The sequence below is a fragment of the Pseudomonas sp. P7779 genome, from assembly GCF_013386315.1.
Classification (GTDB): Bacteria; Pseudomonadota; Gammaproteobacteria; order Pseudomonadales; family Pseudomonadaceae; genus Aquipseudomonas.
This window is the reverse complement of record NZ_JACARZ010000025.1, coordinates 74212-98754: the sequence shown is the minus strand read 5'-3', so window position 1 is coordinate 98754 and position 24543 is coordinate 74212. Positions and strand designations below refer to the sequence as shown.

Genomic DNA, 24543 nt, shown 5'->3' with positions numbered 1-24543 from the left:
TGACTGATCCACCGCCTTCGCGAGCAAGCCCGCTCCCACATTTTGATCTCAGCCAGTCTTGAGCGTTCTGTGGGGCACCGAACAAGCCTCATCCAAAAACTGCACCACTGTCCCCATGCACGCCTGTCGCTCTTCAACATGCGGCATATGGCTGGAGTCTTCGAACAGCGCCCAGCGCACATCGGCGATCTCATCCAGGAACGGCTTGACCACCAGCGGCGTGGCCTCGTCATGGCGACCGGAAATCACCAGGGTCGGCACATTGACCTTCGACAGCCGGCCGATCACGTTCCAGTCTTTCAAGCTGCCAATCACATGGAATTCCGTCGGGCCGCTCATGGCGTGATACACCGTCGGGTCCGAATCCACCTGGGCGAATGTGCGGGCGACTTCTTCCGGCCACGGATTGACCCGGCACACGTGCTGGTCATAGAAAATCCGCGAGGCGGCCAGGTATTCAGGGTCCTGGTAGGTGCCGGCCTGTTCATGCTTGAGCAAGGTCTCGTGCACGCCTTCAGGCAGTAGCTTGCGCAGGCGGTTGGCCTCGGCAACCCAGGTACGCATGCAGGTCGGCGAGTTGGCCGGAATAAATGCACGCAGGCCCTTGGGTTGCAGGATGGCGTGTTCGCTGCCGAGCATGCCGCCCCAGGATTGACCCAGGATCGCGTAGTTGTTGCTGATCTGCAGGTGGTCCAGCAGGTTGTCCAGTTCTTCGAGGAACAAGCCGACGGTCCAGAATGAAGGGTCTTTGTCAGGCAGGTGGGTGGAGCGGCCGTTGCCCAGTTGGTCGTAGTGAATGACCGCGTGGCCACTGGCGGCTACGTCCTTGTAGGCATCGACATAATCATGGGTACAACCCGGGCCACCATGGAGGATGACCAGCGGCGTGAGGCCGCTGTCCAGGTCGCCGGTTACCCGATACCAGGTCTGGTAGTCGCGAAAGGCCGCATAGCCTTCGCGGATTGTTTCGATGAATTCCATTTCGTGCCCTGCCCTGAGAAAAAGTGATCAGGTACACGATAGTCGGCACAGAAAGTTTAAGTAACTAGCAAAACAGCTAGGTTTTTCCTTCGGATCAGTCTTCCAGCAGCCGGTAATGAGTGGCCCGTACCACCGCTTGCACCCGGTTCTTGGCCCCCAGTTTGTGCATGGCCGACGCCAGGTGCAGGGTAACCACTGCCAGGGAGCGGCTCAATTGCGTGGCGATTTCGGCGGCGGTCAGGCCGTCGGCGGCCCATTTCAGGCATTCGCGCTCACGCTTGGTCAGGCGGATATGCGGGTAGGAGCGCAGTTCTTTGCTGAAAAGCGGGTAGGCCGCTTCCTGCAAGGCGTGGGTAATCAGGCTGAATTCCGACAGCGTCTGGCGGGCGTCCTGCAACACGGCGCTGGCCTTGCCGGTGCGCAGGCCGGTCAGCGAGGCGAAGCCGCCACGGGGCAAATGGATCGGCACGCTGACGCCGCAGGTCATCTGGCGGTCGTGCAGGTAGCTGGAAACCGGGGCGTGGCAGGGGTCGATGATCTTTTGCAGCGCGGTATCGGCCTTGGCCTCGTAGGACCACACAAACGGTGAAACCGTCGACAGTGCGAGGTGTTGCACCGGATCGATCTGATAAAAGCCGGAACTGCACCACAGGTTGTACCAGTCGGGCGGGGTATTGCGCAGTTGCAGCACAGAAGGGGTGATCAGTGCACCATTATGGTCAATGGGCACGGGGGTGTAGTCGTAGACCAACGCATCAAAACCCAGGTCCTGGGCCAATACGAGGGTGTTGTCCATCTGTTCATCCAGGCTCCTGCCGGGGATGAGACGGTCATTAAACGCAGTTAGCCTGGCCAGCATCCGTTCTGCTCCCGATTTCATTTGAATCTCGTCTTGCTGCAAGTAGAATGCCACGCCCCGGCGAAGGACTGCCAGACCAAACCTATAAGAATTACCAGGTTATGGACACGCGGCATCCTCGGTAGTGTTGGCCTCTAAACGGCCACTCTCCACAGGGCCGACACACAACAAGGAATGTATGCATGTGGCGTGAAATTGCCCCCGACCAGCGGTACAACGTGCAGGTCGATGGCCACAACCTCGTGGCCTATAGCTTTGGCGAAGGCGATGAAGTGTTGCTGTGCCTCAATGGCGGCCCCGGGCTGCCTTGCGACTACTTGCGCGACGCCCATGGCTGGCTCAAGGACAACGGCCTGCGAGTGGTTGCATTCGACCAGCTTGGCACGGGCGCTTCAGCCAGACCGACCGATGTTTCGCTGTGGGAAATCAGCCGTTATGTCGAAGAAGTCGAAACCGTGCGCCAGGCCCTTGGCCTTGGCCGCGTGCACTTGCTGGGGCATTCCTGGGGCGGATGGTTGGGCATCGAGTACGCCATTCACTACCCCGATGCGCTGAAAAGCCTGATCCTGGAAAACACCGTCGGCGACATTCCGCACCTGTCCCTCGAGCTGGAACGCCTGCGCGGCGCCCTGGGCAGCGAAACCGTGGCGATGATGCAACGCCATGAAGCCATGGGTACCCTCGATCACCCGCAGTACCAGGCCGCCATCACCTTGCTCAACTACCGCCACGTCTGCCGCCTGGACGAATGGCCGGCGCCGGTCCAGCGTTCCCTCGGCGACTGGAACATGGGGCCCTACGAAACCATGCAGGGCCCCAACGAGTTTCTCTACATCGGCAACCTCAAGGACTGGAACCGCATCCCCGAGATGGCCGAGTTCAAGATGCCGATACTGATCACCACCGGGCAGCACGACGAACTGACCCCGGCCTGCGCCATGCGCATGAAAAGCGCCGCCCGGCACGCCGAGCTGCACGTGTTCCCCAACAGCAGCCATATGCCGTTTTACGAAGAGCCCCAGGCATACTTCCCGGTGCTGCTGGACTTCCTCGCTCGTCATCGAGGCTGACGGATGAACCTGGCGCGTTACCGTTTTGTGCTGTCCCGGCCGCTGCAATTGCTGCCGGTGCTGTTTGGCATCAGCCTGATCACCTTTGTGCTGGTGCGCTCGATTCCCGGCGACCCGGCGCGGGCCCTGCTGGGTTCGCGCAGCACCCCGGACGCCTTGCTGAAGATCCGCGCCCAGTACGGCCTCGACCAGCCGCTGTGGCTGCAATATTTCTACTTCCTGAAAAACCTGCTCAAGGGCGACCTCGGCCAGTCACTGCTGTACAAGGTCGACGCGCTGAAACTGATCGTCACCCGCATCGAGCCGACCCTGTTCCTGGTGCTCGGCAGTGTGCTGCTGGCGCTGTTGATCGCCGTGCCGCTGGCCACCGTGGCCGCGCGTAATAAAGGTGGCTGGGCGGATAACCTGATCCGGCTGTTCACTACGGTGGGCCTGGGCATGCCGGCGTTCTGGCTGGGCTTGATGCTGATCCTGTTGCTCAGCGTGCAATGGGGCCTGTTCCCGGTCTCCGGGTATGGGCGCACCTGGCTGGACAAGGCGCACCACATGGTTCTGCCGTGCCTGACCATCGCCCTGGCGCTGTCGGCGGTGCTGGTGCGCAACCTGCGGGCGAGCATGTTGATGGAATTGCAGGCTGACCACGTTACCGCCGCCCGGGCGCGCGGGTTGTCGGAGGCGGCGGTGTTTCGTCGTCATGTGCTGCCCAATTCCCTGGTGCCGGCGGTGAACCTGCTGGCGGTGAACATTGGCTGGCTGATCAGCGGCACGGTGGTGATCGAAAGCCTGTTTGCGATTCCCGGCATCGGCCAATTGCTGGTGCGCGGCATCTTCACCCGCGACTACATGGTGGTGCAGGGCGTGGCGATGGTGCTGGCCTGTGCCACCGTGCTGGTCAACTTTGTTGCCGATGTGGTGACGGTCACGCTGGACTCGCGAGTGAAGATGCAATGAGCAGCCGCCCATTGATCGCCCCGTGGCGCCTGCGCCTGCGCTTTGTTTTTCGCAATGGCCGGCTGACGGCGGCCTGGGGCCTGTTGATTCTGCTGACATGGCTGGCGCTGGCCGTGTTCGCCCCCTGGATCGCACCCTTTGACCCGATTGCGCAAAACACCGACATCAGTTTGCTGGGTCCCAGCCAGGCCCATCCATTTGGCACGGACAACTACGGGCGAGACATCCTTTCGAGGGTAATCTGGGGTGCACGCATCGACCTGCAACTGGCGGTGGTGGGGGTGATCTTTCCGTTTCTGATCGGCACCTTCGTCGGTGCGGTGTCCGGCTACATCGGCGGGCGTTTCGACAGCTTCTGCATGCGGGTGATCGACGTGATCCTCGCGTTCCCTTTCCTGGTGCTGATGCTGGCGATCATGGCCATTCTCGGTCCGGGTTTGAAAAGCTTTTACATCGCCATGGCGCTGGTGGGCTGGGTGTCCTACGCGCGGCTGATCCGCTCGCAGATCCTGGTGCTCAAGGAAAGCGACTTCGCCCTGGCCGCCAAAAGCCTGGGCTTTGGCCATGGGCGCATTCTGTTCCGGCATTTGTTGCCCAACGCGATGTTCGGTTCGATTGTGTTCTCGATGTCTGACGCAGTGCTGGTGCTGCTCAACGGCGCAGCGGTCAGCTACCTCGGCCTGGGCGTACAACCGCCGACCGCCGAGTGGGGCACCATGGTTGCCGAAGGCCAGGCGTTCATCACCACCGCCTGGTGGATTTGCACCTTCCCGGGCCTGGCCATCGTGACCCTGGCCATGGGCTTCAGCCTGCTGGCCGATGGTGTGGCGCAAGTGCTGGGGGATCGCTCATGAGCCTGTTGCAGGTGCAGGACCTGAGCGTCATCGCCAATAACACCGGGCGCGACGTAACGTTGGTGGACCGGGTGTCGTTCGACCTGGCCGAAGGTGAAATCCTCGGCCTGGTGGGCGAAAGCGGTTCGGGCAAGACCATGGCCTGTCGCGGGCTGATGCGCTTGCTGCCGTCCCCGAGCCTGCGGGTGCAGGGCGGTTCGGTGCGCCTGGCGGGCCAGGACCTTCTGCAGCTGGATGACGCCGGCATGCGCGCGGTACGCGGTGGGCAACTTGGGATGATTTTCCAGAACCCCAGTAGCCACCTCGACCCGTTGATGCGCATCGGCGAGCAGATCGCCGAAGGCATCCGACTGCACCAGGGCGCGTCGAAAAAGGAGGCGCGCTTGCAGGCTATCGAAGTGCTGCGCCAGGTCGGCATTCCCGATCCCCAGGCGCGGATCGACAATTACCCCCACGAGTTTTCCGGCGGCATGCGCCAGCGGGCAATGATCGCGGTGGCCCTTGGCTGCAATCCCAAGGTGCTGATTGCCGACGAACCGACCACCGCCCTCGACGTGACCGTGCAAGCCCAGATTCTGCGGCTGTTGCTGGACCTGCGGGACCAGCGTGGCCTGTCGATCATCATGATCACTCACGACCTGGGCGTGGTGGCGCAAACCTGCGACTCCATCGCCGTGATGTACGCCGGGCGCCTGTGCGAACACGGCAGCAAATACGAGCTGCTGGCACACCCGCAACACCCTTACACCGCCGGCCTGATCGAGTGCCAGCCCGCCACCAGCAGCGGCCACGCCCTGTTGCGCACCATCGCCGGCCAACCGCCATTGCTCGACGCATTGCCCAAGGGCTGCCGGTTCAACCCGCGCTGCCCGCAAGTCGGCAGCTTGTGCACCGAGCTGCTGCCGGAAGGCGCGCGGGTGGCCTGTCACTATCCCCTGGGAGTTCGCCCATGACGCTGTTGCAGGTGAATGACCTTGAGGTGCGTTTTGCCGCCGCCGGCAGCGGCCTGTTCGGCCTGAATAAACAGTGGGTGAGGGCGGTCAACGGGGTGTCGTTGACCCTGGCCGCCGGTGAAACACTGGGTTTGGTGGGCGAGTCCGGCAGCGGCAAAAGCACATTGGGGAGGGCGATCCTGCACCTCAACCCCATCAGCGCCGGGCAGGTGGTGTTTGACGGCATCGACATGGCCCACGCCGGGCCGGTCGATATCGCCCGTCTGCGGCACGAGACGGCGATGATCTTCCAGGATCCCTACGCGGCCCTGAACCCGCGGCTGACCATCGGCGAAACCATTGCCGAAGTCCTGCGGGTGCAGCGCAAGGTGGCGCCAGAAAACATCCCACGCCGGGTCGACGAATTACTCGATCTGGTAGGCCTGCGCCCCGAGCTTGCCAGCCGCAAGCCTGGCTCCCTGAGCGGCGGCCAGTGCCAGCGCGTCGGCATTGCCCGGGCGCTGGCGGTGGAGCCGCGGCTGATCATCGCCGACGAATGCGTGGCTGCCCTGGATGTGTCGATCCAGGGCCAGATCATCAACCTGCTGCTGGAACTGCAACAGCGCATGAACCTGGCGATCCTGTTTATCGCCCACGACCTGGCCATCGTCCGCCGCCTGTGTGATCGGGTGGCGGTGATGTACCTGGGGAAAATCGTCGAGGAAGGCCCGGTGGAGGCAGTGTTCACCACGCCCCGTCACCCCTACACGGCGGCGTTGATCCAGGCGATCCCGGAGATTGATCCGTACCGCCCGCTGCCCAGCGAGCCCTTGCCGGGCGAGCCACCCAGCCCGTTGAGACTGCCCAGCGGTTGCGCCTTTCACCCGCGTTGCCGACATGCACGCGCCGTGTGTGCCGAGGTATTGCCGCCGACTCACGTTGTGCAAACGCATCGGTACAGTTGCGTGCTTGAAGAACCTTTGCTTTGAACCCTTCCTGCCGATCATGAACAACCGCCGTTATAGACAAGGAGTTATGACATGCAATCCCGTCACTTGAAGTTGCTCGCCGCCGCCACACTCACCGCCTGGTCGCTGACCGCCGGTATTGCCCACGCCGCAGGTGTGCTGACCATCGGCTGCCGCGAAGACAGCACCACGTTTGACCCGATCAAAAGCGCGCAGAACCGCGATACCTGGGTGTTCGCCAACGTCTACGACACCCTGGTGCGCGTGGACAACCTGGGCACCAGGATGGAACCGGGGCTGGCAGAAAGCTGGGACATTTCCAAGGACGGCCTGACGTACACCTTCAAGCTGCGTGCCGCGAAGTTCTCGGATGGCTCGCCGATCACCGCCGACGACGCTGCCTTCAGCCTGTTGCGCATCCGCGACAACAAGGCCTCGCTGTGGAGCGACCCGTTCAGCCTGATCAACACCGCCAAGGCCAGCGACCCGCAAACCCTGGTAGTGACCTTGAAAACCCCGGCAGTGGCCTTCCTCTCGCAACTGGCTTCGCCGACGGTGTCGATCCTGTCGGAAAAAGCCATGACCAAGATGGGCGAAGACGCCTACTCGGAAAACCCGGTGACCTCCGGCGCGTTTACCGTGGACGAGTGGCGCAAGGGCGATCGGGTGATCCTGAAGAAGAACCCGAACTTCTGGCAGGCCAGCAACGTCAGCCTGGATGGTGTGGAATGGGTCTCCGTCACCGACGACAACACCCGCATGCGCATGGTGCAGAACAATGAGCTGGACACGGCGATCTTCGTCCCGTTTTCCCGGGTTGAAGAGCTGAAAAAAGACAAGAACGTGGTGGTGCACTCCGACCCGTCTACCCGTGAAGATCACTTGTTGATCAACCACGCCCACGGCCTGCTGGCCAAGCCGGAAGTGCGCCAGGCGCTGGACATGGCCATCGATAAACAATCGCTGGTGAAAACCGCCACCTTCGGCCAGGGCACCGTGGCCTATTCCTACATCCCAAAAGGCTCGCTGTACCACTACGCCAACAACCTGCAACGCCCGTATGACCCGACCGAAGCCAAGAAGCTGCTGGCGGCTGCCGGCGCCCAGGATTTGAAGCTCAACTACGTGGTCAACGCCGGCAACGAAGCCGACGAGCAGATTGCGGTGATGATCAAGGATCAACTGGCCAAGGTCGGTGTGACGGCCAACCTGCAAAAGGTTGACCCGACCCAAAGCTGGCAGATGCTGGTGGACGGTGATTACGATATTTCGGTGATGTACTGGACCAACGACATCCTCGACCCGGACCAGAAGACCACCTTCGTGCTGGGCCACGACACCAATCAGAACTACATGACCCGCTACAAGAACGACAAGGTCAAGGACCTGGTGGCCGCGGCGCGGATCGAGGCGGACCCGGTCAAGCGTGAGCAGATGTACGTCGACCTGCAGAAAATGGCGAAACAGGATGTGAACTGGATCGACCTGTACTACAGCCCGTACATCAACATCTCACGCAAGAACGTGAGCAACTTCCTGCAAAACCCGTTGGGGCGCTTCACGCTTGAGGAAGTGGTGAAGAACTAAGTTCTAGAGATCACCGCAATACAAATGTGGGAGCGGGCTTGCTCGCGAAGGCGGTGGATCAGTCGATATCTCTGTTGACTGACACTCCGCCTTCGCGAGCAAGCCCGCTCCCACATTAGGTTGCACTGTGTTCCAGATAGTTATTGCGCGTCAAACGCCTGCCCATTGATGCCGGTACTGTCCGGCCCCATCAGGTACAGGTACACCGGCATGATTTCCTCCGGTGTCGGGTTATCGGTCGGGTTCTCCCCTGGATACGCCTGGGCCCGCATGCTGGTGCGGGTGGCGCCTGGGTTGATGCTGTTGGCGCGCACCGGTGCGACGTTGTCCAGCTCGTCCGCCAGGGTTTGCATCAGCCCTTCGGTGGCAAACTTCGACACCCCGTAAGCCCCCCAATAAGCCCGGCCCTTGCGGCCCACGCTGCTTGAGGTGAACACCACCGACGCATCCTGGGACAGCTTGAGCAGCGGCAACAGCGTGCTGGTCAGCATGAACATCGCGTTGACGTTCACATGCATCACCCGCATGAAGTTCTCGCCGGACAACTGCTCGATCGGTGTGCGCGGGCCGATGATCGAGGCGTTGTGCAGCAAACCGTCGAGGTGGCCGAACTCCTTTTCGATCATCGCTGCCAGCTCATCGTATTGATGGGGCAGGGCGGTCTCCAGGTTGAACGGGATCACCACCGGCTGCGGTTGGCCGGCGGCTTCGATTTCGTCGTAGACCTGGGCCAGGTTGGCTTCGGTCTTGCCCAGCAGCAGCACGGTGGCGCCGTGGGCAGCATAGGTTTTGGCCGCCGCTGCGCCAATCCCGCGACCGGCGCCGGTGACCAGGATGACCCGGCCTTTGAGCAGTTCTGGACGTGCGGAGTAATCAAACATAAACAACCTCGACAAAGTTCACAGAAAATCCATGTGATTGATTGCGGCCAAGGCTGGCCAAGGCTTCTGTGGCGAGGGAGCTTGCTCCCGTTGGGTTGCGAAGCAGCCCCAGCTTTTCGCGACTGCTGCGCAGTCGAACGGGAGCAAGCTCCCTCGCCACAAAGTTGCAGCAACCTCAGGCAGTCCCGATCAGCAGCTGCACAGCGCGCTGTCCAGCACTTTGCGCAATTCCAGCGGGTGATCCACCACCACATCGGCACCCCAGTTGCGCGGGTTGTCGTCCGGGTGGATATAGCCGTAGGTGACCGCCGCGGTGCGAGTGCCGGCGTCGCGGCCCGACTCGATGTCCCGCAGGTCATCCCCCACGAACAGCACGCTGGCCGGGTCCAGGTCGAGCATCTTGCACGCCAGGATCAACGGTTCCGGGTCCGGCTTGCTGTTCTTCACGTGGTCCGGGCAGATCAGCAGCGCGGAGCGCTCGGCCAGGCCCAGCTGCTGCATGATCGGTTCGGCAAAGCGCAGTGGCTTGTTGGTGACCACGCCCCAGATCAGCCTGGATTTCTCGATATCCACCAGCAGCTCTTCCATGCCCTCGAACAGCTTGCTGTGGATCGCGCAGCCCTTGAGGTAACGCTCGAGGAATTCCTGGCGCAGCTCTTCAAAGCCCGGGGACTCGGGGTCCATGGAAAAGGTCACGGCGACCATCGCCCGGGCGCCGCCGGAGATTTCATCGCGGATGTGCTGGTCGTTGATCGGTGCCAGGCCGCGGTCAGCGCGCATGGCCTGGCAGATGGCGATAAAGTCTGGCGCGGTGTCCAGCAGGGTACCGTCCATGTCGAAAAGAACCGCTCGCAACTTCACAGGCTTACTCCTCGCGCAGGGTCTGGATCATGTAGTTGACGTCAACGTCGCTGGCCAGCTTGTAGTGCTTGGTCAGCGGGTTGTAGGTCAAGCCGATGATGTCCTTGACGGTCAGCCCGGCCTGACGGCTCCAGGCGCCCAGCTCGGAAGGGCGGATGAATTTCTTGAAGTCATGGGTGCCGCGGGGCAGCAGCTTCATGATGTATTCGGCACCGATGATCGCGAACAGGTACGCCTTCGGATTGCGGTTGATGGTGGAGAAGAACACCTGGCCGCCGGGCTTGACCATGCGGAAGCAGGCGCGGATCACCGAGGACGGGTCCGGCACGTGCTCGAGCATTTCCAGGCAAGTGACCACGTCGAACTGCCCGGGCATCTCTTCGGCCAGCTCTTCGGCGGTGATCTGCCGGTATTCGACGTTCACGCCGGACTCCAGTTGGTGCAACTGGGCCACGGCCAATGGCGCTTCGCCCATGTCGATACCCATCACGGTGGCGCCGCGCTGAGCCATGGATTCACTGAGGATCCCGCCGCCGCAACCCACATCCAGTACCTTCTTGCCGGCCAGGTTGACGCGCTCGTCAATCCAGTTGACCCGCAGCGGGTTGATGTCGTGCAGGGGTTTGAACTCGCTTTCGCGGTCCCACCAGCGATGGGCGAGGGCTTCGAATTTGGCGATTTCAGCGTGGTCGACGTTGCTCATGGGGAATCCTCTAAATCTGATAAAACGTTTTGCCGGCCCTGGCATGCGTTGCCAGGGCGGGTGTTATTCGCTGTGTCCGCTGATGCGCTGGCCCCAGGCGATGGCCGTGGCGCACAACTGTTGTTCATCCAGGCGGGTCAGTTGCCGGTCGTCGAGCAATTGCTTGCCGCCGACCCAAAGGTGTTTCACACAATCGCGTCCGGTGGCATATATAAGCTGTGAGACCGGATCGTAGATCGGTTGTTGCGCCAGGCCCGACAGGTCGAAGGCCACGATGTCAGCGGCCTTGCCGACTTCCAGCGAGCCGATTTGACTTTCCAGGCCCATGGCCCGGGCGCCGTTGAGGGTGGCCATGCGCAGGGCGCGGTGGGCATCCAGGGCGGTGGCCGAGCCGGCGACGGCCTTGGCCAGCAGCGCGGCGGTGCGGGTCTCGCCCAGCAGGTCGAGGTCATTGTTACTGGCCGCGCCGTCGGTGCCTACTGCCACATTGACGCCGGCTTGCCACAGGCGTTCCACCGGGCAGAAGCCGCTGGCCAGTTTCAGGTTGGATTCCGGGCAATGGATCACGCTGGTGTTGCTTTCTACCAGCAAAGTCAGGTCGTCATCGCTGATTTGGGTCATGTGAACGGCCTGGAAGCGCGGCCCCAGCAAACCCAGGCGGCCAAGCCGTGCCAGCGGGCGTTCACCACGCTGTTCAACGGACTGCTGCACTTCGAAGGCGGTTTCATGCACGTGCATGTGGATCGAGGCGTCCAGTTCCTCGGCGATCACCCGGATTTTTTCCAGGTTTTCATCGCAGACGGTGTACGGCGCGTGCGGGCCGAAGGTGATTTTGATCCGTGGGTGATGCTTGAGGTCGCCGAACAGCTCGACGCCCTGGCGAATCGCCTCGTCGGCGTCAGCAGCGCCGGGAATCGGGAAATCCAGGATCGGGATGGCGATTTGCGCACGCATGCCGCTGTTGTGCACGCGTTCGCTGGCGACTTTCGGGAAGAAGTACATGTCCGAGAAACACGTGATGCCGCCCTTGATCTGCTCGGCGATGGCCAGGTCAGTGCCGTCGCGGACGAAGGCTTCGTCGACCCACTTGGCCTCGGCGGGCCAGATGTGGTTTTCCAGCCAGGTCATCAGCGGCAGGTCGTCGGCCAGGCCGCGAAACAGCGTCATGGCCGCGTGGCCGTGGGCGTTGATCAGGCCGGGGCTGAGCAGCATGCCCGGCAGTTCACGCACTTCGCTCGCTGCGAGCTTCAAGGCCGCGGCGCGTGGGCCGATAAACGCAATGCACCCGTCACGAATGCCCAGGGCGTGCTCCTTGAGCACTACGCCGGCAGGCTCGACAGGTACCAGCCAGGTGGGCAGCAGCAATAAGTCGAGCGGGGCGGCAGTCGGTGTCATCGAGGGCAGTTTCCCAGGCATCTATAAAGAACGGCGAAGTATACCCGAGCGTCCTGGCTGGCGGATCGCTATAATCGGCGGCTTTTGTTCATGAGTGCGGGGTGAGGGATGCGCGATCGACTGTTGGCTGCGGAGAAAGTGAAGGCCATCGACTGGCGTGATGGCGCACTGTACCTGCTCGATCAGCGTATTTTGCCGTCTGCAGAAACCTGGGTCGCCTGCACCAGTGCTGCCGAGGTGGCCGAGGCCATTCGCACAATGGTGGTGCGCGGTGCGCCGGCCATTGGCATCAGTGCGGCGTATGGCCTGGTGCTGGCCGCTCGTGCCCACATCGCCGAGGGCGATGACTGGCAGGCCGCCTGGGAGGAGGACTACGCGCTGCTGGCGGATACCCGCCCGACCGCGTCGAATCTTTTCTGGGCCATGAAGCGCATGCGCGATTGCCTCGATCGCCTCAAGAAACACGCCGATCCGTTGAAGGTGCTGGAGGCCGAGGCGGTGGCGATTCACCAAAGTGATCGTGAAGCCAACCTGACCATGGCGCAGCTGGGTGTAGAGCTGATCCGCAAGCACCAGGGCAATGTCCAGGCGATCCTGACCCATGGCAATGCGGGTGCGCTGGCCACGGGCGGCGTGGGTACGGCACTCGGCGTGATTCGCGGGGCGTTTCTGGAAGGCATGGTGGAGCGGGTCTACGCCAACGAAACCCGGCCCTGGCTGCAAGGTTCGCGGCTGACGGCCTGGGAATTGGCCAATGAAGGCATTCCGGTCACCGTGAATGCCGATTCGGCTGGCGCGCATATTCTCAAGACCAAGGGCGTGACCTGGGTGATCGTCGGTGCCGACTGCATTGCGGCCAACGGTGACGTGGTCAGCAAGATCGGTACCTATCAGTTGGCGGTGTGCGCCATGCATCACGGCGTGCGTTTCATGGTGGTAGCGCCCAGCTCCACCATCGACCTGATGGCGACCAGCGGTGATGACGTGCCGCTTGAAGAGCGCGACGCCCGTGAACTGCTGGAAGTCGGCGGCACCCGCGTAGCCGCTGATGTAGACGCCTTCAACCCGGTGTTCGACGTGACGCCGGCGGACCTGATTGATGTGATCGTCACTGAAAAAGGCATCGTCGAACGCCCCGACACGGCGAAGTTGGCGCAACTGATGTGTCGTAAACGCCTGCATTGAGGCAATTTGCCCGCAAAAATCCCCTTGGATCCAGCTCTAAGGCCCTCTCGTCGCCGTCAAGCCTGTCATCCGTCAACTTACTATGCTCCATGCGCATCAGGGGGATAGGTGCGTGGCGGCGATTGTGATAACATCCGGCGGTTTCCAGGGTCACCCCAAGGGGTAACCTTTAATGCGCAGATCCGTGTCATAACTCGTTGATTTGTCGTAAGTCGTTGCCAGGCATCATGCCGGCAGCGGCGAGCTTCGTTCGTCCCATAGGATGTGACGAGGTTTCACCCGAAAAAGGAATCAGGCTTCTCATGGGCGAACTGGCCAAAGAAATCCTCCCGGTCAATATCGAAGACGAGCTGAAACAGTCCTACCTCGACTACGCGATGAGCGTAATTGTCGGTCGGGCACTGCCTGATGCGCGCGATGGCTTGAAGCCCGTGCACAGGCGTGTGTTGTTCGCGATGAGCGAGCTGGGTAACGACTGGAACAAGCCGTACAAGAAATCTGCCCGTGTTGTCGGTGACGTGATCGGTAAGTATCACCCTCACGGCGACACTGCGGTGTACGACACCATCGTTCGGATGGCCCAGCCGTTTTCCCTGCGCTACCTGCTGGTAGACGGCCAGGGCAACTTCGGTTCGGTCGACGGCGACAACGCTGCGGCCATGCGATACACCGAAGTGCGCATGACCAAGCTGGCGCACGAGCTGCTGGCTGACCTGCACAAGGAAACCGTGGACTGGGTGCCGAACTACGACGGCACCGAAATGATCCCGGCGGTCATGCCGACCCGTATTCCCAACCTGTTGGTCAACGGCTCCAGCGGTATCGCCGTGGGCATGGCCACCAACATCCCGCCACACAACCTCGGTGAAGTCATCGACGGTTGCCTGGCCCTCATCGACAACCCCGAGTTGACCGTCGATGAGCTGATGCAGTACATCCCGGGTCCGGACTTCCCGACCGCCGCGATCATCAACGGTCGCGCCGGCATCATCGAAGCGTACCGTACCGGTCGCGGCCGCATTTACATGCGTGCCCGCTCGATCATCGAAGACATCGACAAGGTCGGTGGCCGTCAGCAGATCGTCATCACCGAACTCCCTTACCAGTTGAACAAGGCGCGTCTGATCGAGAAGATCGCCGAGCTGGTTAAAGAGAAGAAGCTGGAAGGCATCACCGAGCTGCGCGACGAGTCTGACAAGGACGGTATGCGCGTGGTGATCGAGCTGCGTCGTGGCGAAGTGCCTGAGGTGATCCTCAACAACCTCTACGCCCAGACCCAGCTGCAAAGCGTATTCGGTATCAACGTGGTAGCGCTGATCGACGGCCGCCCGCGCATCCTGAACCTCAAGGATCTGCTGGAAGCCTTCGTGCGTCACCGCCGCGAAGTGGTAACCCGCCGTACCGTATTCGAACTGCGCAAGGCCCGTGAACGCGGCCACATCCTGGAAGGCCAGGCTGTTGCGCTGTCGAACATCGACCCGGTCATCGCCCTGATCAAGGCTTCGCCGACGCCGTCGGAAGCCAAGGAAGCGCTGATCAAGATGCCGTGGGAATCCAGTGCCGTAGTAGCGATGGTGGAACGTGCCGGTGCCGATTCGTGCCGTCCGGAGACCCTGGACCCACAATACGGCCTGCGCGACGGCAAGTATTTCCTGTCCCCGGAACAGGCCCAGGCCATTCTGGAACTGCGTCTGCACCGTCTGACCGGCCTGGAACACGAGAAACTGCTGGCCGAGTACCAGGAGATCCTCAACCAGATCGGCGAGCTGATCCGCATCCTCAACAGCGCCGTGCGCCTGATGGAAGTGATCCGCGAAGAACTGGAAGTGATTCGCGCCGAATACGGCGATGTGCGCCGCACCGAGATTCTCGACGCCCGTCTCGACCTGACCCTGGGTGACATGATCCCGGAAGAGGATCGCGTCGTGACCATTTCCCACGGTGGCTATGCCAAGACCCAGCCGTTGGCTGCGTACCAGGCCCAGCGTCGTGGCGGTAAAGGCAAATCGGCTACCGGCGTCAAGGATGAGGACTACATCGCTCACCTGCTGGTTGCCAACAGCCACACCACGCTGCTGCTGTTCTCCAGCAAGGGCAAGGTGTACTGGCTGAAAACCTACGAAATCCCGGAAGCGTCCCGCGCTGCCCGTGGTCGTCCGCTGGTCAACCTGCTGCCGCTGGACAGTGATGAATACATCACCACCATGCTGCCGGTAGACGAGTACACCGAAGGTCACTTCATCTTCATGGCCACTGCGAAAGGCACCGTGAAGAAGACCCCGCTGGAATCCTTCAGCCGTCAACGCAGCGTGGGCCTGATCGCCCTCGAACTGGACGAAGGCGACGTATTGATCAGCGCGGCCATCACCGACGGCGAGCGTGAAGTCATGCTGTTCTCCGACGGCGGCAAGGTCACGCGCTTCAAGGAATCCGACGTTCGTGCCATGGGCCGTACCGCCCGCGGTGTGCGCGGCATGCGCCTGCCGGAAGGGCAGAAGCTGATTTCGATGCTGATCCCGGAAGAAGGCAGCGAGATCCTCACTGCATCGGCCCGCGGCTACGGCAAGCGTACGGCCATCAGCGAGTTCCCCGAGTACAAGCGTGGCGGCCAGGGCGTTATCGCCATGGTCAGCAACGATCGCAACGGCCGCCTGGTCGGCGCGGTCCAGGTGCTGGATGGTGAGGAAATCATGCTGATTTCCGACCAGGGCACTCTGGTACGTACCCGGGTTGATGAAGTGTCGAGCCTGGGGCGTAACACCCAGGGCGTGACCTTGATCAAGCTGGCCAGCGACGAAACGTTGGTAGGCCTGGAGCGTGTCCAGGAGCCATCGGAAGTCGAAGGCGAGGAGCTGGAAGGTGAAGAGGGGATTGCACTCGAGGGGCAAGTGATCGGCGATGCCGATGACGGCGTCGACGAGCCAACACTCGACGCTGCCGCAGACGAAGAAGAACCGCAGGAATAAGCGGACACACAGGGGGCGGATGAAGATTCGCCCCCTTGTTGTTTGTCCCGTTTGAAATACGACGCCGCGCCGCTCTTGTAGGAGCCGGCTTGCCGGCGATGGCATCAACTCGATTCAAGTGAAGCGCCGAGTCGTTTGCATCGCTGGCAAGCCAGCTCCTACAGGGTTCCGCGTTGCGGGATGTTGATTGCAGTCCCACCAGATCAGAGAGATTGGATGTGAGCAAGAGAGCCTATAACTTCTGTGCCGGTCCCGCGGCGCTTCCTGAAGCAGTCCTGCAGCGCGCGCAGGGTGAACTCCTCGACTGGCATGGAAAAGGCCTCTCCGTGATGGAAATGAGCCATCGCAGCGATGAGTTCGTGTCCATTGCCACCAAGGCCGAGCAGGATATGCGCGACTTGCTGGACATCCCGTCCGATTACAAAGTGCTGTTCCTGCAGGGTGGTGCGAGCCAGCAGTTCGCCCAGATCCCGCTGAACCTGCTGCCGGAAGACGGCACTGCGGACTATATCGACACCGGTATCTGGGGGCAGAAGGCCATTGAAGAGGCCTCCCGTTACGGTCACGTCAATGTGGCAGGCACGGCCAAGCCCTACGACTACTTCGCCATCCCCGGTCAGAACGAGTGGAAGCTGTCGAAAGACGCGGCCTATGTTCACTACGTGGCGAACGAAACCATCGGCGGCCTGGAGTTCGACTGGGTGCCGGAAGTGGGTGATGTCCCGCTGGTCTGTGACATGTCCTCGGACATCCTCTCGCGCCCGATCGATGTGTCCAAGTACGGCATGATCTACGCCGGTGCACAGAAGAACATCGGCCCGAGCGGCATCCTGGTCAACATTGTCCGTGAAGACCTGTTGGGTCGTGCGCGTTCGCTGTGCCCGACCATGCTCAACTACAAGGTCGCGGCCGATAACGGCTCGATGTACAACACCCCGCCGGCCTTTGCCTGGTACCTGTCGGGCCTGGTGTTCGAATGGCTGAAAGAGCAGGGCGGCGTGGCTGCCATGGGCAAGCTCAACGAAGAGAAGAAACGTACCCTGTACGACTTCATCGACGCCAGCGGCCTGTACAGCAACCCGATCAACCTGACCGACCGTTCGTGGATGAACGTGCCGTTCCGCCTGGCGGATGACCGCCTGGACAAGCCTTTCCTTGCCGGCGCCGACGAGCGCGGCCTGTTGAACCTCAAGGGCCACCGTTCGGTAGGTGGCATGCGCGCCTCCATCTATAACGCTGTCGATATCCACGCCGTCAAGGCGTTGGTGGCTTACATGGCAGAGTTCGAAAAGGAACACGGCTAATGTCTGAGCAAGAACTCAAGGCCCTGCGCGTACGCATTGACAGCCTGGACGAGAAAGTCCTGGAACTGATCAGTGAGCGCGCGCGGTGCGCCCAGGAAGTTGCACGGGTGAAGATGGCTTCCCTGGCTGAAGGCGAAGTGCCGGTATTCTACCGTCCGGAGCGTGAAGCCCAGGTGCTCAAGCGCGTGATGGAACGCAACAAGGGCCCGTTGGGCAACGAAGAGATGGCGCGGTTGTTCCGTGAAATCATGTCTTCGTGCCTGGCACTGGAGCAGCCGCTGAAAGTGGCTTACCTGGGCCCGGAAGGCACCTTCACTCAAGCCGCGGCCATGAAGCACTTCGGTCACGCGGTGATCAGCAAGCCGATGGCTGCGATCGACGAAGTGTTCCGTGAAGTGGCCGCCGGGGCGGTGAATTTTGGCGTGGTGCCGGTGGAAAACTCCACCGAAGGTGCCGTCAACCACACCCTCGACAGCTTCCTTGAGCACGACATGGTGATCTGCGGCGAAGTCGAGTTGCGTATTCACCACCACTTGCTGGTGGGCGAAAACACCAAGACCGACAGCATCAGCCGCATCTACTCCCACGCCCAGTCCCTGGCCCAGTGCCGCAAGTGGCTGGACGCGCACTACCCGAATGTGGAGCGCGTGGCGGTGTCCAGCAACGCCGAAGCGGCGAAGCGGGTCAAGGGTGAGTGGAACTCGGCGGCGATTGCCGGCGACATGGCTGCCGGCCTGTATGGGCTGACGCGCCTGGCCGAGAAAATCGAGGATCGCCCGGATAACTCCACGCGCTTCCTGATGATCGGCAGCCAGGAAGTGCCGCCGACCGGCGACGACAAGACATCGATCATCGTCTCCATGAGCAACAAGCCCGGCGCGCTGCATGAGCTGCTGGTGCCGTTCCACGACAACGGGATTGACCTGACGCGAATCGAGACTCGTCCTTCGCGCAGCGGTAAATGGACTTATGTGTTCTTTATCGACTTCGTCGGCCATCACCGCGACCCACTGGTCAAGGGTGTGCTCGAGAAAATCAGTCAGGAAGCCGTGGCACTCAAGGTGCTGGGCTCTTACCCGAAAGCGGTTTTGTGAGGCTTTAACATGAGTGGCAACTTCCTCGCCCTGGCGCAGCCGGGCGTGCAACAACTGTCGCCTTACGTTCCGGGCAAGCCTGTGGACGAGCTGGCGCGTGAGTTGAATCTGGATCCGTCGAAGATCGTAAAGCTGGCCAGTAACGAAAACCCGATGGGCCCAAGCCCCAAGGTACTGGCCGCGATTCGTGAGGCGCTGGCCGAACTGACCCGTTATCCTGATGGTAACGGCTTTGAACTCAAGTCCCTGCTGGCGAAAAACTGCCGCGTTGATATCAACCAGGTGACCCTGGGTAACGGCTCCAACGATATTCTGGAGCTGGTCGGCCGCGCCTATCTGGCGCCGGGCCTGAACGCGGTATTCAGCGAGCACGCGTTTGCGGTCTATCCGATCGTCACTCAGGCCGTTGGCGCCGAGGCGCGTGTGATTCCTGCGAAAGACTGGGGTCATGACCTGCCAGCCATGCTGGCGGCCATCGATGGCAATACTCGTGTTGTGTTTATCGCCAACCCGAACAACCCGACCGGCACCTGGTTCAGCGCCGAGGTGCTGGATAACTTCCTGCAGGACGTGCCGGAGCATGTACTGGTGGTGCTGGACGAGGCGTACATCGAGTACGCCGAAGGCAGCGACTTGCCGGACGGCCTGGACTTCCTCGCGGCTTATCCGAACCTGCTGGTCTCGCGCACCTTCTCCAAGGCTTATGGCCTGGCGTCGCTGCGGGTCGGTTACGGCTTGTCCACTGCGGTGGTAGCCGATGTGTTGAACCGTGTGCGCCAGCCATTCAACGTCAACAGCCTCGCACTGGCGGCGGCTTGCGCTGCGGTGCAGGACGCCGAGTACCTGGAAGAAGGCCGTCGCCTCAACGAAAGCGGCATGCTGCAATTGCAGGAAGGCTTCCGTGAGCTGGGCCTGGGCTGGATTCCGTCCAAGGGCAACTTCATCTGCGTCGACCTCGGCCAAGTGGCGGCTCCTGTGTTCCAGGGCTTGCTGCGCGAGGGTGTGATCGTGCGTCCGGTGGCCAATTACGGCATGCCGAACCACCTGCGCATCACCATCGGTCTGCCTGCTGAAAACAGCCGCTTCCTCGAAGCGCTGGCCAAGGTTCTGGCTCGTGGTTGATGTCACTGCATTGCAACCTGCTGTACCTATGATCGGTCGCCTGGTGGTGGTCGGTCTGGGATTGATCGGCGGCTCCTTTGCGAAGGGCCTGCGGGAAAGCGGCCTGTGTGGCGAAGTGGTCGGTGTGGACCTGGACCCGCAATCGCGCAAGTTGGCGGTGGAGTTGGGTGTGGTGGACCGTTGCGAGGCTGACCTCGCTGTAGCCTGCCAGGGCGCGGATGTCATTCAGCTGGCGGTGCCGATCCTGGCCATGGAGAAGTTGCTGGCGCTGTTGGCCGGCATGGATCTGGGCCAGGCAATCCTGACCGATGTCGGCAGTGCCAAGGGCAATGTGGTGCGTGCGGCGCGGCTGGCCTTTGGTGGCATGCCTGCGCGGTTTGTGCCCGGGCATCCGATTGCCGGGTCCGAGCAGAGCGGGGTGGAGGCGTCCAATGCGCAGCTGTTCCGTCGCCATAAAGTGATTCTGACACCACTGGATGAAACCGATCCTGCGGCACTGGCCGTGGTGGATCGGCTCTGGCGCGAGCTGGGGGCGGATGTCGAGCATATGCAGGTCGAGCGCCACGATGAAGTGCTGGCAGCGACCAGCCATCTGCCGCATTTGCTCGCATTTGGCCTGGTGGATTCGCTGGCCAAGCGCAACGAGAACCTCGAGATTTTCCGCTACGCCGCCGGTGGTTTCCGCGACTTTACCCGGATCGCCGGTAGTGATCCGGTGATGTGGCACGACATCTTCCTTGCCAACCGCGATGCGGTGTTGCGCACCCTGGACACGTTCCGCAGCGACCTCGACGCCTTGCGCGACGCGGTCGATGCTGGCGACGGGCACCAGTTGTTGGGCGTGTTCACCCGTGCGCGGGTGGCACGGGAGCATTTCAGCAAGATTCTGGCGCGTCGGGCCTATATGGATGCTGCAGTAAACGCGGATGACCTGGTGTTTCTCGCCAGTCCCGGTGGCCGCTTGAGCGGGCAGATCCGCGTGCCTGGGGATAAGTCGATCTCCCATCGCTCGATCATGCTCGGTTCTCTGGCGGACGGTGTCACTGAAGTCGAAGGTTTTCTGGAGGGTGAGGACGCCCTGGCGACCTTGCAGGCGTTCCGCGACATGGGCGTGGTGATTGAAGGCCCGCACCATGGGCGCGTCACCATCCACGGGGTTGGCCTGCATGGCTTGAAGCCGGCGCCAGGTCCGATCTATCTGGGTAACTCCGGCACCTCCATGCGGTTGTTGTCCGGTTTGCTGGCGGCCCAGCGCTTCGACAGTGTGTTGACGGGGGACGCCTCGCTGTCCAAGCGCCCGATGAATCGCGTGGCCAAGCCATTGCGCGCAATGGGTGCGGTGATCGAGACCGGGCCGGAAGGGCGTCCGCCGCTGACCATTCGCGGTGGCCAGGCACTTAAGGGGCTGACCTACGCATTACCGATGGCCAGCGCTCAGGTCAAGTCCTGCCTGTTGTTAGCCGGGTTGTATGCCGAGGGTAAAACCTCGATTACCGAACCGGCGCCGACCCGCGACCATACCGAGCGGATGTTGCGCGGTTTTGGGTATCCGGTGGACGTGGCGGGCGCTACGGCTGCGGTCGAGTCGGGCCATGCGTTGACCGCGACCCATATTGAGGTGCCTGGGGATATTTCCTCTTCGGCGTTCTTCCTGGTGGCGGCGTCGATTGCCGAAGGCTCCGAGCTGTTGCTTGAACATGTGGGTATCAATCCGACCCGTACCGGCGTGATCGATATCCTGCGACTGATGGGCGCTGACATCACCCTGGAAAACCAACGGGAAGTGGGTGGTGAGCCGGTCGCTGATTTGCGTGTTCGTGCGGCGCCGTTGAAGGGGATCGAGATTCCTGAAGCCCTGGTCCCGCTGGCTATCGATGAGTTCCCGGTGTTGTTCGTGGCTGCGGCGTGCGCCGAAGGCCGGACGGTATTGCGTGGGGCAGAGGAGCTGCGGGTCAAGGAGTCCGACCGGATCCAGGTCATGGCCGACGGTCTGCTTGCGCTGGGCGTGAAGTGTGAACCGACACCTGATGGGATTATTATCGATGGTGGCGTGATCGGCGGTGGTGAAGTCCACGCCCATGGCGATCACCGGATTGCCATGGCCTTCAGCGTGGCTTCCCTGCGAGCGGCTGCGCCGATTCGTATCCATGACTGCGCCAACGTGGCTACGTCTTTTCCGAATTTTCTTACACTGTGTGCCCAAGTCGGCATCCGTGTTGCCCAAGAGGCTCAATTGTGAATATCAAAGCACCGGTGATTACCATCGACGGGCCAAGTGGCTCGGGCAAGGGCACGATCGCCGGCATCCTGGCCAAGCGCCTGGGCTGGTGCCTGCTGGATTCCGGGGCGCTATACCGATTGCTGGCCTTTGCCGCCCGCAACCATGGCGTCGACCTGACCAACGAAGAATCGCTGAAGCTGCTGGCTGCGCATCTTGACGTGCAGTTCGTCGGGGCGACCGAAGGTCATCCCCAGCGCATCATCCTGGAAGGGGACGATGTGACCGACGACCTGCGCAACGAGCAGGTCGGCTCCTGGGCTTCCCAGGTCGCCGCATTGCCGGCGGTGCGCGATGCTTTGCTGCAGCGCCAGCGGGCTTTCCAGGAGCCGCCGGGTCTGGTGGCCGATGGCCGCGACATGGGCACGGTGGTCTTCCCCGAGGCGCCGCTGAAGATTTTCCTCACGGCCAGCGCCGAGGAGCGGGCCCGTCGCCGTTACTTGCAGTTGAAGGGCAAAGTCGATGGTGTTAGTCTGTCGAGTCTGCTAGATGAGATCCGTGCACGCGATGAGCGTGATACCCAGCGTGCGGTAGCCCCGCTCAAGCCGGCGGCTGACGCCATACAGCTGGATTCCACGGAGTTGTCCATCGAGCAGGTGCTGGAACGCATCTTGAGTGAGATCGCCATTCGCGATATCGCCGGGTGACCAAGAAGGCCGCAGGGGACCAGTCATAGTCCTGTGGTGCTTCTTTTAATTGAAACTGACCCACACCGTCTGGGGTGTGGAGATGGGCGTATTCTTCGCCCTTATCAACAGGAATTAAAATGAGCGAAAGCTTTGCGGAACTCTTTGAAGAAAGCCTAAAAACCCTGAACCTTCAGGCAGGCTCCATCATCACCGGTGTTATCGTTGATATCGATTACCAAGCTCGCTGGGTAACCGTTCACGCTGGTCTGAAGTCTGAAGCTCTGATCCCGCTGGAACAGTTCTACAACGATGCTGGTGACCTGACTATCAATGTCGGTGACGAAGTTCACGTTGCTCTGGACTCGGTTGAAGACGGTTTCGGTGAAACCAAGCTGTCCCGTGAAAAAGCCAAGCGCGCTGAATGCTGGATTGTTCTCGAAGCAGCCTTCGCAGCTGAAGAAGTGGTCAAGGGCGTTATCAACGGTAAGGTTAAAGGCGGCTTCACTGTCGACGTTAACGGCATCCGTGCGTTCCTGCCAGGTTCTTTGGTCGACGTTCGTCCTGTGCGCGACACCACGCACCTGGAAGGCAAGGAACTCGAATTCAAGGTCATCAAGCTCGACCAGAAGCGCAACAACGTTGTCGTTTCCCGTCGCAGCGTCCTGGAAGCAGAGAACTCCGCCGAGCGTGAAGCTCTGCTGGAATCCCTGCAGGAAGGCCAGCAAGTCAAAGGTATCGTCAAGAACCTCACCGATTACGGCGCATTCGTCGATCTGGGTGGCGTCGATGGCCTGCTGCACATTACCGACATGGCTTGGAAGCGTATCAAGCATCCATCGGAAATCGTCAACGTTGGCGACGAGATCGATGTCAAGGTTCTGAAGTACGATCGTGAGCGCAACCGTGTTTCCCTGGGCTTGAAGCAGCTGGGCGAAGATCCATGGGTCGCTATCAAGGCTCGTTACCCAGAAAGCACTCGCGTCACCGCGCGTGTTACCAACCTGACCGACTACGGCTGCTTCGCAGAGCTGGAAGAAGGCGTGGAAGGCCTGGTACACGTTTCCGAAATGGACTGGACCAACAAGAACATCCACCCTTCGAAAGTCGTACAAGTCGGCGACGAAGTGGAAGTTATGGTTCTGGACATCGACGAAGAGCGTCGTCGTATCTCCCTCGGCATCAAGCAGTGCAAATCTAACCCATGGGAAGATTTCTCTGGCCAGTTCAACAAGGGCGATAAAATCTCCGGCACCATCAAGTCGATCACCGATTTCGGTATCTTCATTGGTCTGGACGGCGGCATCGACGGTCTGGTTCACCTGTCCGACATCTCCTGGAACGAAGTTGGCGAAGAAGCTGTTCGTCGTTTCAAGAAGGGCGACGAGCTGGACACCGTTATCCTGTCGGTTGACCCAGAGCGCGAGCGCATCTCCCTGGGTATCAAGCAACTGGAAAGCGATCCGTTCTCCGAGTACGTTCAAGAGAACGACAAAGGCGCAATCGTTAAAGGCATCGTGAAGGAAGTTGACGCTAAAGGCGCCATCATCACTCTGGCCGACGATATCGAAGCGACTCTGAAAGCCTCCGAAATCAGCCGTGACCGCGTTGAAGACGCGCGCAACGTTCTGAAAGAAGGCGAAGAAGTAGAAGCCAAGATCATCAGCGTTGACCGCAAGAGCCGCGTAATCCAGCTCTCCATCAAGTCGAAAGACGATGCTGAAGAGAAAGAAGCCATCCAGAGCCTGCGCGACAAGCCAGCTACCTCTGAGCCTTCTGCTGGTCCTACCACTCTGGGCGACCTGCTGCGTGCACAAATGGAAAAGCAGAACTAAGTTCTGTCAGACCATAGAAAAAGGGCGACTTCGGTCGCCCTTTTTTGTGCCTGGGATTTAGTGTTGTGCGCAACTTCGCCTTGGTGTTCTG

At 61.2% G+C, this 24543-nt stretch carries 20 protein-coding genes; 14 read left to right on the top strand and 6 right to left on the bottom strand.

Annotation, left to right across the window (positions count from 1 at the left end; translation table 11 throughout):
* Positions 1 to 48: 48 nt before the first annotated feature.
* Positions 49 to 981 (bottom strand): proline iminopeptidase-family hydrolase, encoded by a 933-nt coding sequence (locus HX869_RS09330; protein WP_003218843.1) that lies wholly within the window; start codon positions 979 to 981, stop codon positions 49 to 51.
* A 94-nt stretch (positions 982 to 1075) separates the two neighbouring features.
* Positions 1076 to 1840, bottom strand: coding sequence for a LuxR family transcriptional regulator (locus HX869_RS09325; RefSeq protein ID WP_008437673.1), 765 nt, complete (start codon positions 1838 to 1840; stop codon positions 1076 to 1078).
* Positions 1841 to 2022: 182 nt separating this feature from the next.
* Between HX869_RS09325 and HX869_RS09320 the strand changes: the two genes are divergently transcribed.
* The 6 genes from HX869_RS09320 to HX869_RS09295 are packed head-to-tail and all read left to right on the top strand — an operon-like array spanning position 2023 to position 8202.
* On the top strand, positions 2023 to 2910 hold the full coding sequence (locus HX869_RS09320; RefSeq protein ID WP_008437674.1) for a proline iminopeptidase-family hydrolase: 888 nt from the start codon (positions 2023 to 2025) through the stop codon (positions 2908 to 2910).
* 3 nt (positions 2911 to 2913) lie between these two features.
* Positions 2914 to 3861 (top strand): ABC transporter permease, encoded by a 948-nt coding sequence (locus HX869_RS09315; protein WP_178903010.1) that lies wholly within the window; start codon positions 2914 to 2916, stop codon positions 3859 to 3861.
* Entirely contained in the window at positions 3858 to 4715 is an 858-nt protein-coding gene (locus HX869_RS09310) for an ABC transporter permease (protein ID WP_178903009.1), read from the top strand. The genes HX869_RS09315 and HX869_RS09310 overlap by 4 nt, the downstream gene beginning before the upstream one ends.
* Positions 4712 to 5668, top strand: a complete 957-nt coding sequence (locus HX869_RS09305; protein WP_102368420.1) for an ABC transporter ATP-binding protein — start codon at positions 4712 to 4714, stop codon at positions 5666 to 5668. The genes HX869_RS09310 and HX869_RS09305 overlap by 4 nt, the downstream gene beginning before the upstream one ends.
* Positions 5665 to 6636, top strand: coding sequence for an ABC transporter ATP-binding protein (locus HX869_RS09300; protein WP_087693677.1), 972 nt, complete (start codon positions 5665 to 5667; stop codon positions 6634 to 6636). The genes HX869_RS09305 and HX869_RS09300 overlap by 4 nt, the downstream gene beginning before the upstream one ends.
* Before the next feature lie 51 nt (positions 6637 to 6687).
* Positions 6688 to 8202: an ABC transporter substrate-binding protein gene (locus HX869_RS09295; RefSeq protein WP_003218831.1), complete on the top strand. Its 1515-nt coding sequence runs from the start codon at positions 6688 to 6690 to the stop codon at positions 8200 to 8202.
* A 140-nt stretch (positions 8203 to 8342) separates the two neighbouring features.
* On the opposite strand, the gene HX869_RS09290 is transcribed toward HX869_RS09295, so the two are convergent.
* The 4 genes from HX869_RS09290 to HX869_RS09275 all read right to left on the bottom strand — a co-directional run bounded on the left by HX869_RS09290 (position 8343) and on the right by HX869_RS09275 (position 12042).
* Positions 8343 to 9083, bottom strand: coding sequence for a YciK family oxidoreductase (locus HX869_RS09290; RefSeq protein WP_003218829.1), 741 nt, complete (start codon positions 9081 to 9083; stop codon positions 8343 to 8345).
* 189 nt (positions 9084 to 9272) lie between these two features.
* A complete protein-coding gene (gene mupP, locus HX869_RS09285) occupies positions 9273 to 9944 on the bottom strand; it encodes an N-acetylmuramic acid 6-phosphate phosphatase MupP (protein WP_003218827.1) in 672 nt (223 codons plus the stop codon).
* A gap of 4 nt (positions 9945 to 9948) precedes the next feature.
* Positions 9949 to 10647 carry a bifunctional 2-polyprenyl-6-hydroxyphenol methylase/3-demethylubiquinol 3-O-methyltransferase UbiG gene (gene ubiG, locus HX869_RS09280; protein WP_003218825.1) on the bottom strand — a complete coding sequence of 233 codons (699 nt, stop codon included), beginning with the start codon at positions 10645 to 10647 and terminating at the stop codon, positions 9949 to 9951.
* A 63-nt stretch (positions 10648 to 10710) separates the two neighbouring features.
* Entirely contained in the window at positions 10711 to 12042 is a 1332-nt protein-coding gene (locus tag HX869_RS09275) for a TRZ/ATZ family hydrolase (protein ID WP_003218823.1), read from the bottom strand.
* A gap of 108 nt (positions 12043 to 12150) precedes the next feature.
* On the opposite strand from HX869_RS09275, the gene mtnA reads away from it, so the two are divergent.
* From mtnA to rpsA, 8 genes are all read left to right on the top strand, one after another.
* On the top strand, positions 12151 to 13227 hold the full coding sequence (gene mtnA / locus HX869_RS09270; RefSeq protein ID WP_177054116.1) for an S-methyl-5-thioribose-1-phosphate isomerase: 1077 nt from the start codon (positions 12151 to 12153) through the stop codon (positions 13225 to 13227).
* 302 nt (positions 13228 to 13529) lie between these two features.
* On the top strand, positions 13530 to 16193 hold the full coding sequence (gene gyrA, locus HX869_RS09265; protein ID WP_003218817.1) for a DNA gyrase subunit A: 2664 nt from the start codon (positions 13530 to 13532) through the stop codon (positions 16191 to 16193).
* 218 nt (positions 16194 to 16411) lie between these two features.
* The gene (gene serC, locus HX869_RS09260) at positions 16412 to 17497 is read left to right on the top strand and encodes a 3-phosphoserine/phosphohydroxythreonine transaminase (RefSeq protein WP_003218814.1); all 1086 of its coding nucleotides are present in this window, start codon (positions 16412 to 16414) and stop codon (positions 17495 to 17497) included.
* Complete coding sequence (gene pheA / locus HX869_RS09255; RefSeq protein WP_003218812.1) at positions 17497 to 18591, top strand: prephenate dehydratase; 1095 nt, start codon at positions 17497 to 17499, stop codon at positions 18589 to 18591. The genes serC and pheA overlap by 1 nt, the downstream gene beginning before the upstream one ends.
* Before the next feature lie 9 nt (positions 18592 to 18600).
* A complete protein-coding gene (hisC, locus tag HX869_RS09250) occupies positions 18601 to 19713 on the top strand; it encodes a histidinol-phosphate transaminase (RefSeq protein ID WP_003218810.1) in 1113 nt (370 codons plus the stop codon).
* Positions 19714 to 19741: 28 nt separating this feature from the next.
* Positions 19742 to 21952 carry a bifunctional prephenate dehydrogenase/3-phosphoshikimate 1-carboxyvinyltransferase gene (locus HX869_RS09245; RefSeq protein ID WP_008437686.1) on the top strand — a complete coding sequence of 737 codons (2211 nt, stop codon included), beginning with the start codon at positions 19742 to 19744 and terminating at the stop codon, positions 21950 to 21952.
* Entirely contained in the window at positions 21949 to 22638 is a 690-nt protein-coding gene (gene cmk / locus HX869_RS09240) for a (d)CMP kinase (protein ID WP_003172653.1), read from the top strand. Before HX869_RS09245 ends, cmk begins: the two co-directional genes overlap by 4 nt.
* Positions 22639 to 22757: 119 nt before the next feature.
* Positions 22758 to 24452 carry a 30S ribosomal protein S1 gene (gene rpsA, locus HX869_RS09235; protein WP_003218806.1) on the top strand — a complete coding sequence of 565 codons (1695 nt, stop codon included), beginning with the start codon at positions 22758 to 22760 and terminating at the stop codon, positions 24450 to 24452.
* Positions 24453 to 24543 lie beyond the last annotated feature (91 nt).